Consider the following 14,202-nt stretch of genomic DNA (forward strand, 5'->3'; position numbering starts at 1 on the left):
GGCGCGTCGCCGTCCTGCCGACCCGGTGGCCGACGGCGCTAGGCTCGCCCCCATGAGCACCTCGCCGCTGGATCCACGGCAGCACGGGGGCAGGGCGTCGGCCGGTCGACGGGTCGCGGCGTTCTTCGATCTGGACAAGACGATCATCGCCACCAGCTCCACCGCGGCCTTCTCCACGTCGTTCCTCGCCGGCGGCCTGCTGACGCGCGGGGACGTGCTGCGCAGCGCGTACGCGCACTTCCTGTTCCTGGTCGGCAGCGCCGACGCCGACCAGACCGAGCGGATGCGCCAGCACCTGTCCGAGCTCGCGACCGGGTGGGAGGTGGCCAAGGTGACGCAGATCGTGGCCGAGACCGTGCACGAGCACATCGACCCGTACGTGTACGCCGAGGCCGTCGAGCTGATGGCCGAGCACCACGAGGCCGGGCACGACGTCGTGGTGGTCTCGGCGTCGGGCACGGAGCTGGTCGAGCCGATCGCGGCGATGCTCGGTGCGGACCACGTCATCGCCACGCGGCTCGCCGTCGCGGACGGCCGCTTCACCGGGGAGATCGACTTCTATGCCTACGGGGAGAACAAGGCGACGGCGATCCGTGACCTGGCGGCCAAGCGCGGCTACGACCTGGAGCGCTGCTACGCCTACTCCGACTCGATCACCGACGCGCCGATGCTGTCGGCCGTCGGCCACGGGCACGCGGTCAACCCCGACCGGGTCCTGCGCCGTCTCGCCGCGGAGAACGGGTGGGGGATGCTGACCTTCACCCGGCCCGTCGCGCTGCGACCGCGGGTGCGCCTCGGCCCGGTCCTCGCGGTGGTCGGGCTGCTGGGTGCCGCGGGTCTGGCCTGGTGGTGGCGTCGCCGCCGCGACGGCCGCGCGACGACCTGACGGCGCCACTTGCGGTGGCACCCGTCCGGGCGTTCCATGGAGACACCAGGACGGACCGCGGGACCCACGCTCTGGAAGTCCACGTCGAGGACTCGTCGAGCGGGCTGGACCCGGTACGACGATCGAGGAGCAGGCGCCTGTTACCCGTGGCTCGTCCGGCGAGAGCGGCGTTCGTCCCACGGGGCGGACGCCGTTCCCGTCGTCGGGGCCCTGCCGGCCCGTCCCGGTGCCCTGCGGGGCCGGCTGTCCCGGACCGGCCGGAAACCGTCCGCGGGGCGATCCGACCGCTCGGCGCACCGGGTCGACCGCTCGCGGGACGGCGCCCGGACGACAATTAATGAGGTTTCCTCACTATATGCTGCTCCGGCGTGATCCCGCTCACCTTCCGGGTCTAGACTCGCCGGTGTGCGGCCCGGAGAGGCACGCCTGACGGACGGAACGCGACGACGCGGAGGAACCCAGTGACCGACACCCAGTCCAGCAGCCCGAGCCTGGAGAACCTGCTCCACGAGACCCGCACCTTCCCGCCGAGTCCGGAGTTCGCCGTCCAGGCCAACGCCCAGCCCTCCCTCTACGAGGACGCCGCGGCCGACCGCCTCGAGTTCTGGGCCCGGCAGGCCCGCGAGCTCGTCTCCTGGAGGACGCCGTTCACCGAGACCCTCGACTGGTCCGGCGCGCCGGTGGCCCGATGGTTCGCCGACGGCACCCTCAACGCCGCGTACAACGCGGTCGACCGGCACGTCGAGGCCGGGAACGGCGACCGGGTCGCGATCCACTTCGAGGGCGAGCCCGGCGACACCCGCACCGTCACCTACGCCGACCTGCAGCGCGAGGTCTCCCGGGCCGCGAACGCGCTCGCGGCCCTCGGGGTCGAGTCCGGCGACCGGGTCGTCATCTACATGCCGATGCTGGTCGAGTCCGTCGTGGCGATGCTCGCCTGCGCCCGGATCGGCGCCGCGCACTCCGTCGTCTTCGGCGGGTTCAGCGCCGACGCGCTGCGCAGCCGCATCGCCGACGCCGAGGCCAAGGTCGTCATCACCGCCGACGGCGGGTACCGGCGCGGTGCGCCGAGCTCGCTCAAGCCCGCCGTCGACGAGGCGCTGACCGGCGAGGGCGCCGAGAGCGTCCAGCACGTGCTCGTCGTGCGCCGGACCGAGCAGGACGTCGAGTGGACCGAGGGCCGCGACGTCTGGTGGCACGACGCCGTCGAGGCCGCCGACACGTACCACGAGCCGGTGTGGGTCGAGGCCGAGCACCCGCTCTTCATCCTGTACACCTCCGGCACCACCGGGAAGCCCAAGGGCATCCTGCACACCACCGGCGGCTACCTCACCCAGGCCGCCTACACGCACCGGAACGTCTTCGACCTCAAGGCCGAGAGCGACGTCTACTGGTGCTCGGCCGACATCGGCTGGGTCACCGGGCACACCTACATCGTCTACGGGCCGATGCTCAACGGTGCCACCCAGGTGCTCTACGAGGGCACGCCGGACACCCCGCACAAGGGTCGCTGGTGGGAGATCGTCGAGAAGTACAAGGTGTCGCTGTTCTACACGGCCCCGACGGCGATCCGCGCCTGCATGAAGTGGGGCGAGGAGATCCCCGCGGAGTTCGACCTGTCCTCCCTGCGCCTGCTCGGCTCGGTCGGCGAGCCGATCAACCCCGAGGCATGGATGTGGTACCGCCGCGTCATCGGCGGCGACACCGCCCCGATCGTCGACACCTGGTGGCAGACCGAGACCGGCGCCATCATGATCAGCCCGCTGCCCGGCGTGACCGCGGCCAAGCCCGGCTCGGCGCAGGTGCCGCTGCCCGGCATCAGCGCCGACGTCGTCGACGACGAGGCCCGGCCCGTGCCCGACGGCGGGGGCGGCTACCTCGTGCTGTCGGAGCCGTGGCCCTCGATGCTGCGCGGCATCTGGGGCGACCTGCAACGCTTCAAGGACACCTACTGGTCGCGGTTCCCCGGCCTGTACTTCGCGGGTGACGGCGCCAAGAAGGACGAGGACGGCGACATCTGGCTGCTCGGCCGTGTCGACGACGTCATGAACGTCTCGGGCCACCGGCTGTCCACCACCGAGATCGAGTCGGCCCTGGTCTCCAACGACCTGGTCGCCGAGGCCGCCGTGGTCGGGGCGTCCGACGAGCTCTCCGGGCAGGCCGTGGTCGCGTTCGTCATCCTGCGCGGCGAGCACGCGGACGAGGCGTCGACGGACGAGGGCTCGGCCCGCATCGAGAAGACCCTGCGCGACCACGTCGCCAAGGAGATCGGACCGATCGCCAAGCCGCGCAAGATCCTCGTCGTGCCCGAGCTGCCCAAGACGCGGTCCGGCAAGATCATGCGGCGTCTGCTGCGCGACGTCGCCGAGAACCGCGAGGTCGGCGACGCCACGACGCTGGCGGACTCGTCGGTCATGAACCTCATCCAGGCCGGCCTCGCCAAGCCCTCGGAGGACTGACCCGGAGCGAGCACGCCCCACGCCGAGATCGACCCATCCGTACCGAGATCGACCCACCATGAGTCGATCTCGGTACGGGTGGGTCGATCTCGCGGGACCGGGCGGGTGGCAAGGCGGGCGCCCGGTGCCCCTGCGTGCTCCGCGTCTACTCCGCGGCGAGCGCCCGGCTCGTGCGGCGGTACACCGACGGCGTCTCCCCCGTCAGCCGCACGAACGTCCGGGTGAACGACGGCTGGTCGTAGAAGCCGGCGCGCACCGCGACGTCCGCGAGGGCCAGGTCGGTCCGGGTGAGCAGCGTGGTGGCGTGGTCGACCCGCGCCCGCAGCACGAACTGCTTCGGCGTCAGCCCGAACACGCGGCGCATCCGCCGCTCCAGCGCCCCGGGCGTGCATCCGGCGACCTGCGCGAGCTCGGCCTGGGTCACCCCCACCCCGAGGCGCTCCTCGACCACCTCCACGACGCGCGCCATCGACCCGATCACCTGGTCGTGCACGTCGCGGGTGCCCAGGTCGCGCGAGGTCGACACGAGCCCGAGCACGACGCCGTCGCGCTGCACCGGCAGCTTCGTCGTCAGGTACCACCCCGGTACCCCGCCGGGCCGGCGGATGAGCTCCAGCTCGTTGCGCAGCGGCCAGACCTCGCGCAGCACCCGGTCGTCCTGCTCCTCGTACCGCGCGGCGAGCTCGGGTGCGAACAGCTCGGCCGGGGTGCGCCCGACGACGTCGCGCGGCGAACGCCGGTTCGCCCGGTCCACGAAGGTCCGGTCGACCAGGACGTAGCGGCCGGTGACGTCCTTCGCGCAGAACATGGTGCCGGTCATCTCGTCGAGCAGGTCGACGAGCTCGGGGGACAACGCCTCCACGAGCCGGCGCGCCTCCGGCCACAGCTCCACGGGTGCGCCGATCGCCATGGCGCCGGACGCTACCACCGGTCGGCACCACCGGTCGGCACCACCGGTCGGCGCAGCAGCCGGGCTCCCCCGGACACCGCCGTCGGTCCACAATGGACGGGTGCGACTCCCCGTCCCGATCGAGATCGGCCCCCTGTCCCCGTCCGAGCAGGACGCCGTGCGCGCCCTGGCCGCGCAGGCCGCCGCCCACGACGGCGTCGCCCCGCTGTCCGAGCAGCCGCTGCTGCGCCTGGGTGACGACGGCCCCGACCTGACCCACGCCGTCGTGCACGCGCGGTCCGGCGGCACCGTCGGCTACCTGCAGGTCGACCGGGGCGGTGACGTGGCCAGCGCGGAGCTGGTCGTCCACCCCGAGCACCGCCGCGGCGGGGTGGGCACCCTGCTGCTGCGGACCGCCGAGCGCGACGCACGGCTCCCGGAGCGCTCCGGCACCCCGGACCAGCGCGGCAAGCCGCTGCAGGTGTGGGCGCACGGCGACGTCCCGGCCGCCCGCGCCTTCGCCGAGGCCCGCGGGTACGACGTCGTGCGCGAGCTGTTGTTCCTGGCCCGGCCCCTCGACGGGACGGGCGACGCTCCCGAGGTGCCCGACGGCTACACGCTGCGCCCCTTCCGGGCCGGGGAGGACGACGGCGCCTGGGTCTCGCTCAACGCGCTCGCGTTCGCCGACCACCCCGAGCAGGGACGACTGGGGCTGGACGACCTGCACGCCCGCACGGCCGAGCCGTGGTTCGACGCCGAGGGCTTCCGTCTGCTGGACCGCCCGGACGGGGATCTGGCCGGGTTCGTGTGGACGAAGGTGCCCACCGATCAGCCCGCGGGGCAGGCCGACGGCGAGATCTACGCCCTCGGGATCGACCCGGCGGCGCAGGGCCACGGGCTGGGGCGGCTCCTGACGCAGGCGGGCCTGCACCACCTCGCCGCGGTGGGCTGCACCCGGGCCGTGCTGTACGTCGAGGGGGACAACACTCCCGCGCTGCGCACCTACGAGCGGGCCGGGTTCACCCGGGCCGCCGTCGACGTGCAGTACGCCCGGCCCTGACATGCAGCGCGGCCCGTCACCCACCGTTCACCAATCAGTGCCACGATGGGGCCTATGACAGGATCCACCATGTCCTCGGCGCGTCCGCGGGACGCCCGCGGCCGGTTCGTCGCTGCCGCCACCACGACCTCGTCCGAGACCCGCACGACCGCGAAGGCAGGCCCCCGACGGATGGATCCCGAGCTCGCCGCCCACATCGCGGAGCACATCGCCGAGGAGCCCGACCGCGACCAGGTCGTGGAGGAGTCGCTCTCGCAGCAGGAGCTGCCCGAGGACCGGTTCGCGGACCGCGAGCTCAGCTGGCTCGCCTTCAACGAACGGGTGCTGGAGCTGGCCGAGGACGAGTCGCTGCCGCTGCTGGAGCGGGTGCGGTTCCTGGCGATCTTCGCCTCCAACCTGGACGAGTTCTTCATGGTCCGGGTGGCCGGCCTCAAGCGCCGCATCGCCACCGGCATCGCGGTGACGGCCGCCTCGGGCCTCAGCCCGCGCGAGGTGCTCGAGGGCATCGGGCTGCGGGCCCACGAGCTGATGGACCGGCACGCCCGCGTCTTTCGTGACGACGTGGCGCCGGCGCTGCACGACGAGGGCATCACGCTGGTGCACTGGGACGAGCTGCTCGAGAAGGAGCAGCACCGGCTCAACAAGTTCTTCCGCAAGCACATCTTCCCGGTGCTGACCCCGCTCGCGGTGGACCCGGCGCACCCGTTCCCCTACATCTCCGGGCTGTCGCTGAACCTCGCCGTCGTGGTCGCGAACCCGCTGACCGGCAAGGAGCACTTCGCGCGGGTCAAGGTGCCGCCGCTGCTGCCGCGGTTCATCGCCGTGGACGACCGTGGCCGCCCGAGCGCGCCGACGCCGACCCAGAAGGGCGGCACGCAGAAGTCGTTCGTCCCGCTGGAGGAGGTCATCGCCCAGCACCTCGACTACCTGTTCCCCGGGATGGAGATCCGGGAGCACCACACCTTCCGGGTCACCCGCAACGAGGACGTGGAGGTCGAGGAGGACGACGCCGAGAACCTCCTGCAGGCGATGGAGAAGGAGCTGCTGCGGCGCCGGTTCGGTCCGCCGGTGCGCCTCGAGCTGCACGAGGAGATCTCCCCGCGGATCCGCGAGCTGCTGGTGCGCGAGCTCGGCGTGGTCGAGGAGGAGGTCTACGAGCTGCCCGGGCCGCTCGACCTGACCGGCCTGAACGTGCTGGCCGACATCGACCGTGCGGAGCTGCACTACCCGCCGTTCGTCCCCACCACGCACCGCCAGCTCGCCGAGGTGGAGTCGGCCATGCCCGGCAACGTGTTCGCCGCGATCCGTGAGCGGGACGTGCTGCTGCACCACCCCTACGACTCGTTCTCGACGTCGGTGCAGACCTTCCTCGAGCAGGCCGCGGCCGACCCGAAGGTGCTGGCGATCAAGCAGACGCTGTACCGCACCTCGGGCGATTCCCCCATCGTGGACGCCCTCATCGACGCCGCCGAGGCCGGCAAGCAGGTGCTGGCCCTGGTGGAGATCAAGGCCCGGTTCGACGAGCAGGCCAACATCTCCTGGGCGCGCAAGCTCGAGGAGGCCGGCGTCCACGTCGTCTACGGCATCGTGGGCCTCAAGACCCACTGCAAGCTGTCCCTGGTGGTCCGCCAGGAGTCCGACGGGCTGCGCCGCTACTGCCACGTCGGCACCGGCAACTACCACCCCAAGACGGCCCGGCTGTACACCGACCACGGCGTGCTCACCTGCGACTCCGACGTGGGCCAGGACCTGACCCGGCTGTTCAACCAGCTCTCGGGCTACGCACCGCACTCGAAGTTCCACCGTCTGCTCGTGGCCCCGCGCACGGTGCGCAGCGGGCTGATCGAGCGGATCGACCGCGAGGCCGAGGCGGCCCGGGCGGGACACGAGGCCTGGGTCAAGATCAAGGTGAACTCCGCCGTCGACGAGGCCACGATCGACGCCCTGTACCGCGCCTCGCAGGCCGGGGTGAAGGTGGACCTGGTGGTGCGGGGCATCTGCGCCCTGCGCCCCGGCGTCCCCGGCCTGAGCGAGAACATCCGCGTCCGGTCGATCCTCGGTCGCTTCCTGGAGCACTCGCGGATCTTCGCGTTCGCGAACTCGGCCGGCCCCGCGATCGGCGAGGGACCGGACAGCGGCCCGGAGGTCTTCATCGGCTCGGCCGACCTCATGCACCGCAACCTGGACCGCCGCGTCGAGGCCCTCATCCGGGTGTCGGACCAGGGCCAGATCCTCGAGCTGCTGGAGCTCATGAACGACTCCATGTCGTCCGGCACCGCCGCGTGGCACCTGCTGCCGGACGGCACCTGGCGTCGTCAGGTCGCGGACGAGGACGGCCAGCCCACGGTGGACCTGCAGTCCGTGCTCGTCGACCGGCACCGCCGTCGTCCGCCGAGCTCGCGGTGAGTCCCGCCCGATGAGCACTGCGTCGCAATCCGCTCGTACGCTGCGCACGGCGACCCCCTTCGTCGACCCCCTGGGGGCGACGTCGGTCCAGCACGCCCCGGTGATCCAGACCGCCGGCGCGGTGGTGTGGCGGGTCCGCCACGACCGCCTGCAGGTCCAGCTCGTGCACCGGCCGCGGTACGACGACTGGTCGTGGCCCAAGGGCAAGCACGAGGAGGGCGAGTCCCTGGCGACCACCGCGGTCCGCGAGGTCACCGAGGAGACCGGCAAGCCCGTCGTGCTGGGTCTGCCGCTGCCCGGCCTGCAGTACCTGACCCCGGAGGGCCGGGTGAAGCGGGTGCACTACTGGGCCGCGCGCCGCGCCTCGGCCAAGAGCGACTCGCGCGCCCTGGCGGCGCGGACCCCGATCGCCCCGGCGTCCAAGCGGGAGATCGACAAGGCGGAGTGGCTCGACGCCGAGGACGCCGCCGAGCGCCTCACCCGCCCCACGGACCGCGCGCCGCTGGACGCGGTGGTCGAGGCGTTCCGCGACCGGCACCTGGCCACGCACGCCGTCGTCATCGTCCGGCACGGCCGGGCCCTGCCGCGGGCGAACTGGTACGGCGTCGAGCAAGACCGTCCGCTGACCCCGCTGGGGCACGGCCAGGCCGCCGCGCTCGTGCCGGTGCTGGCCTCCTACGGCGTGGACGCGGTGATCTCGAGCCGCTGGGAGCGGTGCGCGACGACGATCGACCCGTACGTGCGCGCGGCGAACCTGCGCCCGGAGTACAGCGACAACCTCGGCGAGGCCCAGCACGAACGGTCCCCGGCGCGCGTGGCCGCGGCCGTGCGCGACCTGCTCGAGGCGGACCGTGCCTCGGTGCTGTGCACCCACCGGCCGGTGCTGCCGACCGTGCTGGACGTGCTGGGTCAGCACTCGAGCCGGGCGGTGGCGGCGACGCTCCCCCGGCGCGACCCGTACCTGGAGCCCGGCGAGGCGCTGGTCGCGCACGTGGCGCGCACGCCGAAGGGCCCCCGGGTGGTCGCGGCCGAGCGGGTGGCTCCGCAGGTCTTCTGAGCCGCGACCGCTCGACCGGTCAGACGACGGGGCGCCCGCCCCGCAGGACCGTGCGCACGACCGGCACGCCCGGGCGGTAGGCCAGGTGCACGTGCGAGGGCGCGTCGAGCACCACGAGGTCGGCCCGCGCCCCGGACCGGAGCGTCCCGACGTCGTCGCGCCGCAGGGCCGCGGCTCCGCCGGCGGTGGCGGCGCGCACGGCCTCCAGCGGTGTCAGGCCCATCTCCCGCACCGCGAGCGCCACGACGAACGGCATCGACGAGGAGTAGCAGCTGCCGGGGTTGCAGTCCGTGGCCAGGGCGACGGCGACGCCCGCGTCGAGCAGGGCCCGCGCGTCCGGGTAGGGCGAGCGGGTGGAGAACTCCACGGCGGGCAGCAGCGTCGCCACCGTGCTCGACCCGGCCAGCGCCGCGACGTCGTCCCCGGTGAGGTAGGTGCAGTGGTCGACGCTGGCGGCGCCGACCTCGACGGCGAGCCGGACGCCGGGACCGGGCCCGAGCTGGTTGCCGTGCACGCGGGGCAGCAGCCCGGCGCGGATCCCGGCGTCCAGGACCTCGCGGGACTCGTCCGCGTCGAACGCGGCGGGTGCGGCGGGCTCGCAGAACACGTCGACCCACCGGGCGTGCGGTGCGCAGGCGGCGAGCATCGGCCCGGTGACGAGGTCGAGGTAGGCACGACGGTCGTGCGCGAGCTCGGCCGGCACGGTGTGGGCGCCGAGGAACGTCGTCTCGTCGGTGAGCTCGCGCGCCAGGCGCAGCATGCGTTCCTCGGTGGCGACGTCCTGGCCGTACCCGCTCTTGATCTCGACGGTCGTGGTCCCCTGGGCGAGCATCTCCGCCACGAGGTGTCGGGCGCCGTCGCGCAGGACGTCGTCGGAGGCGGCCCGGGTGGCCGCCACCGTGGTGGCGATGCCGCCACCGGTGTAGGGCTCGCCGGCCATCCGGGCGGCGAACTCCGCGGACCGGTCCCCGGCGAAGACGACGTGCGAGTGCGAGTCCACGAACCCGGGGATCACGCAGCGTCCCTCGACGTCGAGCCGGTCGTCCGCGGCCGGGGCCTGCGCGGCGGGGCCGGTCCAGACGACCCGCCCGCCGGAGACGACCAGCGCGGCGTCGGTCAGGACCCCGGACGCGCCGTGCGCCGGGTCGTGCGTGACGAGCTCGCCGATGCCCGTGACGAGCAGCGTGCGGTCCTCGGTGGGTTCCGTCATCGTCCCTCCTCCACGAGGTCCCAGATCCTCGCGATCGACGTCCGCAGGGCGGCGGCCACGTCCAGGTCGACGTGCCGCCCGTCGCGGACCACGGTGCGTCCGTCGCGGACCACGGTCCGCACGTCGCGGGCCCCGGCGACCAACGGGGCCTGGGCGGGGTCGGCTCCCGCCACGGCCGGCGTGTCGAGGGCGACGGCGACGAGGTCGGCCCGCGCCCCGACCTCGATCCGGCCGGCGTCGTCCCAGCCGAGGGCACGATGGCCGGCCGCGGTGGCCGCCTCGACCACGGCGGCGGGTGCGAGCACGCCCCGTCGGCCGCTGCGCAGCCGGGCGTGCTCCTCGAGCCCGCGCGCCTCGGCGAGCAGGTCGGCGGCCACGTGCTGGTCGGAGCCGACGCACAGCGGCACCCCGGTGGCGGCCAGACGGTCGACGGGCGCGAGCCCGTCGGCCAGGTCGCGCTCGGTCGTCGGGCACACGCACACCGCGGTGCCGGACGCGGCCAGCCGGGCGACGTCGTCGGCGTCCAGGTGGACGCCGTGCACCACGGTGGTGCGCGGACCGAGCGCGCCGGCGGCGTCGAGCACCCCCGTGGGGCTCGTCCCGTGGACCGACCGTGCCGCCCGGTTCTCGCCGGGCTGCTCGGACAGGTGCGCGTGCAGCGGGGCACCGTGCTCGCGCGCCCAGGACGCGACGACGGCGATCTCGTCCGGCGCGAGGGCCCGCACCGAGTGCACGGCCGCGCCGACGCGGACGTCGTCCGCTCCCGCCCAGGCCGACCGCAGCGCCTCCACGCGGGTCCGCCAGGCGTCGGCGTCCCCGTCGCCGAAGCGCCGCTGCGACGGCGCGAGCGGCTGGTACGCGCCGGCGTCGAGCCCGCCGTGCAGGTAGCAGGTGTCGAGCAGCGTCAGGCGCACCCCGGCCCGGGAGGCGGCCCGTCGCAGCGCCCCGGCCATGGCGTGCGGGTCGTCGTACCGGCCGCCGTCGGGCCCGTGGTGCACGTAGTGGAACTCCCCGACGGCCGTCACGCCCGCGAGCGCGAGCTCCGCGTAGGTGGCGGTGGCGAGCTCCTCGTACTCCGCGGGGGTCAGGACGTCGGCGACGGCGTACATGCGCTCGCGCCAGGTCCAGAAGGATCCGCCGTCGTCGTGGGTGCGTCCGCGCAGCGCCCGGTGGAAGGCGTGCGAGTGCGCGTCGGCGAGACCGGGCAGGACGACGCCGGGCAGCACCGTGTCGGCGGCGACGGGTGCCGTCCCGGGTTCGACGGCGGTCACCCGGCCGGCATCGGTCTCGACGCGCACCCCGGCGGCGAGGCCGTCGGGCAGCCACGCGTGCTCGCACCAGAAGGTCACGCGGCCTCCTCCAGCAGGTCGGTCAGGACGTCCGCGAGCGCCGTGACCCCGGCCTCGCAGTCCGCCTCCTCGGCGTGCTCGGTGGGCGTGTGGGAGGCCCCCGTGGGGTTGCGGACGAACAGCATCGCGGTCGGTACGCCGGTGGCGGCCAGGATGCCGGCGTCGTGCCCGGCGCCGGTCCCGATCACCGGCGCGGGCGCCGTGCCGGCGGGGCGTCCGACGACGTCGGCCAGGCGGGCGGCCAGGGCCGGGTCGAGCACGGTGGCCGGGGACCAGGACTCCTCGACGGGGCCATAGCCCGACAGGTCGGCGAGGACCCGGTGCACGGCGTCCTCCCGGGGTGCCCGGGAGTCGATCCAGGCCCGGACCCGCGACGGGATCGCGTTGACGCCGTTCGGCTCGACGGAGACCTTCGCGACCGTGGCGAGCGCGTCGGCCGATCCGGCGGCGGCCCGGACGTCCTGGATCAGACCGGCCAGGCCCAGCATCGGGTCGTGCCGGTGGGCCAGCGGCGTGGTGCCGGCGTGGTTGGCCTCGCCGTGCAGGTCGACCCGCCAGCGGCCGTGCGGCCAGATCGCCGACGCCACCGCGACGGGCGCCGCGTCGTCGCCGTGCAGGTCGGCGAGGTACCGGCCCTGCTCCACGTGCAGCTCGACGAAGGTGCCGACGCGGGCCAGCGCCTCGTCGTCGCGCCCGTACGCGGTCGGGTCGAGTCCCGCGCCGGTGAGCACGTCGGCGAGGCTGTCCCCGGCGTCGTCGCGCAGCCCGAGCAGGCGGTCGGCGCCGACCGTGCCCGTCACGGCCCGCGACCCGAGGCAGGCCAGACCGAACCGGGCGCCCTCCTCGTCGGAGAAGTTCACGACGCCGAGGGGCCGGGCGGGGCGCACGCCGCGGGCCCGCAGCACGTCGACGGCCGCGAAGGCGCTCGCGACGCCCAGCGGGCCGTCGAACGCGCCGCCCCCGGGCACCGAGTCGAGATGGCTGCCCGTGACGACGCCGGGACCGTCGGCGTCCGGGTCGCCCCACCACGCCCACTGGTTCCCGGCGCGGTCCACGGTGACGTCGAGGCCGCGGCCCGCGGCCTCGGCGGCGAACCACTCGCGCAGGGCGAGGTCCGCCGTCGTCCAGGCGAAGCGGGCGTACCCTCCGGTCGGGGCCCGTCCGACGTCGGCGAGGTCCCGCAGGAGTCCCGCGACACCGCTCACGCGTCACCCCGCATCGGCAGCACGACGCCGCCGCGCTCGGCCGCGGCGACGGCGTCGTCGTACCCGGCGTCTGCGTGCCGCAGCACCCCCGTGGCCGGGTCGTTGGACAGCACCCGCTCGAGCTTCTGCGCGGCGAGGTCGGTGCCGTCGGCGACCGTCACCTGGCCGGCGTGGATCGACCGGCCCATGCCGACGCCGCCGCCGTGGTGCAGGGACACCCAGGTGGCGCCGGAGGCGGTGTTGACCATCGCGTTGAGCAGCGGCCAGTCCGCGATCGCGTCGGAGCCGTCCGCCATCGCCTCGGTCTCGCGGTAGGGCGAGGCGACCGAGCCGGAGTCGAGGTGGTCGCGCCCGATGACGATCGGCGCGCTGATCTCCCCGGACTGGACCAGCTCGTTGAACCGCAGGCCGGCGCGGTCGCGCTCGCCGTGCCCGAGCCAGCAGATGCGCGCGGGCAGGCCCTGGTAGGCGACCTTGTCCTGGGCCGCGCGGATCCACCGGTGCAGGTGGTCGTCCTCTCCGAAGAGGTCGAGCACGGCACGGTCGGTGGCGGCGATGTCGCGCGGGTCCCCGGACAGCGCCGCCCACCGGAACGGTCCCTTGCCCTGGGCGAACAGCGGGCGGATGTAGGCGGGCACGAACCCGGGGAAGTCGAACGCCCGGTCGTAGCCGCCACGGCGGGCCTCGTCACGGATCGAGTTGCCGTAGTCGAAGACCTCGGCACCGGCGTCGGCGAACCCGACCATCGCCTCGACGTGGCGGGCCATCGACTCCCGCGCCCGGTCGGTGAACTCCTCGGGCTTGGCGGCGGCGTACTCGGCCCAGTCGGCGACGTCGACGCCGAGGGGCAGGTAGGACAGCGGATCGTGCGCGGAGGTCTGGTCGGTGACCACGTCCACGTCGACGCCGCGGCGCAGCAGCTCGGGCAGGACCTCCGCGCTGTTGCCGGTCAGGCCGACCGACAGCGGCCGCGACGCCGCCCTCGCCTCCTGCGTCTGCCGCACGGCGTCGTCGAGGGAGTCGGCGACGACGTCGAGGTAGCGCTCGCGCACGCGCCGGTCGAGACGCGCCCGGTCGACGTCGACGACGAGGCAGACGCCCCCGTTGAGTGTGACGGCGAGCGGCTGCGCGCCGCCCATCCCGCCGCAGCCGCCGGTCACGGTCAGCGTCCCGGCGAGCGTGCCCCCGAAGCGCTTGGCGGCCACCGCGGCGAGCGTCTCGTACGTGCCCTGCAGGATCCCCTGCGCACCGATGTAGATCCACGACCCGGCGGTCATCTGGCCGTACATCGTCAGCCCGAGCTGCTCGAGCCGCCGGAACTCCGGCCAGGTCGCCCAGTCGCCCACGAGGTTCGAGTTGGCGATGAGCACCCGCGGCGCCCACTCGTGCGTGCGCAGCACGCCCACCGGCTTGCCGGACTGCACGAGCATCGTCTCGTCCGCGCGCAGGTCCGTCAGCGTGCGGACCATCGCGTGGAAGTTCGGCCAGTCCCGGGCTGCCCGGCCCGTCCCGCCGTAGACGACCAGGTCGTCCGGACGCTCGGCGACCTCCGGGTCGAGGTTGTTCTGCAGCATGCGCAGCGGCGCCTCGGTCTGCCAGCTCCGGGCGGTCAGGGTGGTGCCGCGCGGGGCACGGACCGGCACCGGGGTGCCGCGGTCGTAGGTCGTCATCGGTGACTCCT

The 14,202-nt window shown here is 74.2% G+C and carries 10 protein-coding genes; 5 read left to right on the forward strand and 5 right to left on the reverse strand.

Annotated features, from left to right (window positions below):
• Positions 1-52: 52 nt before the first annotated feature.
• Positions 53-886 (forward strand): HAD family hydrolase, encoded by an 834-nt coding sequence (locus V5O49_RS13705; RefSeq protein ID WP_332902689.1) that lies wholly within the window; start codon positions 53-55, stop codon positions 884-886.
• A 461-nt stretch (positions 887-1,347) separates the two neighbouring features.
• Positions 1,348-3,345 (forward strand): acetate--CoA ligase, encoded by a 1,998-nt coding sequence (gene acs, locus V5O49_RS13710; RefSeq protein WP_332902690.1) that lies wholly within the window; start codon positions 1,348-1,350, stop codon positions 3,343-3,345.
• A gap of 145 nt (positions 3,346-3,490) precedes the next feature.
• On the opposite strand, the gene V5O49_RS13715 is transcribed toward acs, so the two are convergent.
• Positions 3,491-4,255: a helix-turn-helix domain-containing protein gene (locus tag V5O49_RS13715; protein ID WP_278236304.1), complete on the reverse strand. Its 765-nt coding sequence runs from the start codon at positions 4,253-4,255 to the stop codon at positions 3,491-3,493.
• 100 nt (positions 4,256-4,355) lie between these two features.
• On the opposite strand from V5O49_RS13715, the gene mshD reads away from it, so the two are divergent.
• Genes mshD through V5O49_RS13730 form a run of 3 tightly spaced genes read left to right on the forward strand, consistent with a single transcriptional unit; the run spans position 4,356 to position 8,757 of the window.
• The gene (mshD, locus tag V5O49_RS13720) at positions 4,356-5,294 is read left to right on the forward strand and encodes a mycothiol synthase (protein ID WP_332902691.1); all 939 of its coding nucleotides are present in this window, start codon (positions 4,356-4,358) and stop codon (positions 5,292-5,294) included.
• A gap of 45 nt (positions 5,295-5,339) precedes the next feature.
• A complete protein-coding gene (locus V5O49_RS13725; protein WP_332902692.1) occupies positions 5,340-7,700 on the forward strand; it encodes an RNA degradosome polyphosphate kinase in 2,361 nt (786 codons plus the stop codon).
• Between the two features lie 10 nt (positions 7,701-7,710).
• A complete protein-coding gene (locus V5O49_RS13730; RefSeq protein ID WP_332902693.1) occupies positions 7,711-8,757 on the forward strand; it encodes an NUDIX hydrolase in 1,047 nt (348 codons plus the stop codon).
• 19 nt (positions 8,758-8,776) lie between these two features.
• Here the strand turns inward: V5O49_RS13730 and hutI are convergent, their stop codons facing one another.
• The 4 genes from hutI to hutU are packed head-to-tail and all read right to left on the reverse strand — an operon-like array spanning position 8,777 to position 14,191.
• Positions 8,777-9,967 (reverse strand): imidazolonepropionase, encoded by a 1,191-nt coding sequence (gene hutI / locus V5O49_RS13735; protein ID WP_332902694.1) that lies wholly within the window; start codon positions 9,965-9,967, stop codon positions 8,777-8,779.
• Positions 9,964-11,316 (reverse strand): formimidoylglutamate deiminase, encoded by a 1,353-nt coding sequence (locus V5O49_RS13740; RefSeq protein WP_332902695.1) that lies wholly within the window; start codon positions 11,314-11,316, stop codon positions 9,964-9,966. The genes hutI and V5O49_RS13740 overlap by 4 nt, the downstream gene beginning before the upstream one ends.
• Complete coding sequence (locus V5O49_RS13745; protein ID WP_332902696.1) at positions 11,313-12,521, reverse strand: allantoate amidohydrolase; 1,209 nt, start codon at positions 12,519-12,521, stop codon at positions 11,313-11,315. Before V5O49_RS13745 ends, V5O49_RS13740 begins: the two co-directional genes overlap by 4 nt.
• Positions 12,518-14,191 (reverse strand): urocanate hydratase, encoded by a 1,674-nt coding sequence (hutU, locus tag V5O49_RS13750; RefSeq protein ID WP_332902697.1) that lies wholly within the window; start codon positions 14,189-14,191, stop codon positions 12,518-12,520. Before hutU ends, V5O49_RS13745 begins: the two co-directional genes overlap by 4 nt.
• Positions 14,192-14,202: the final 11 nt, after the last annotated feature.

Origin of the sequence: Isoptericola haloaureus, assembly GCF_036689775.1 — a bacterium.
Lineage (GTDB): Bacteria > Actinomycetota > Actinomycetes > Actinomycetales > Cellulomonadaceae > Isoptericola > Isoptericola haloaureus.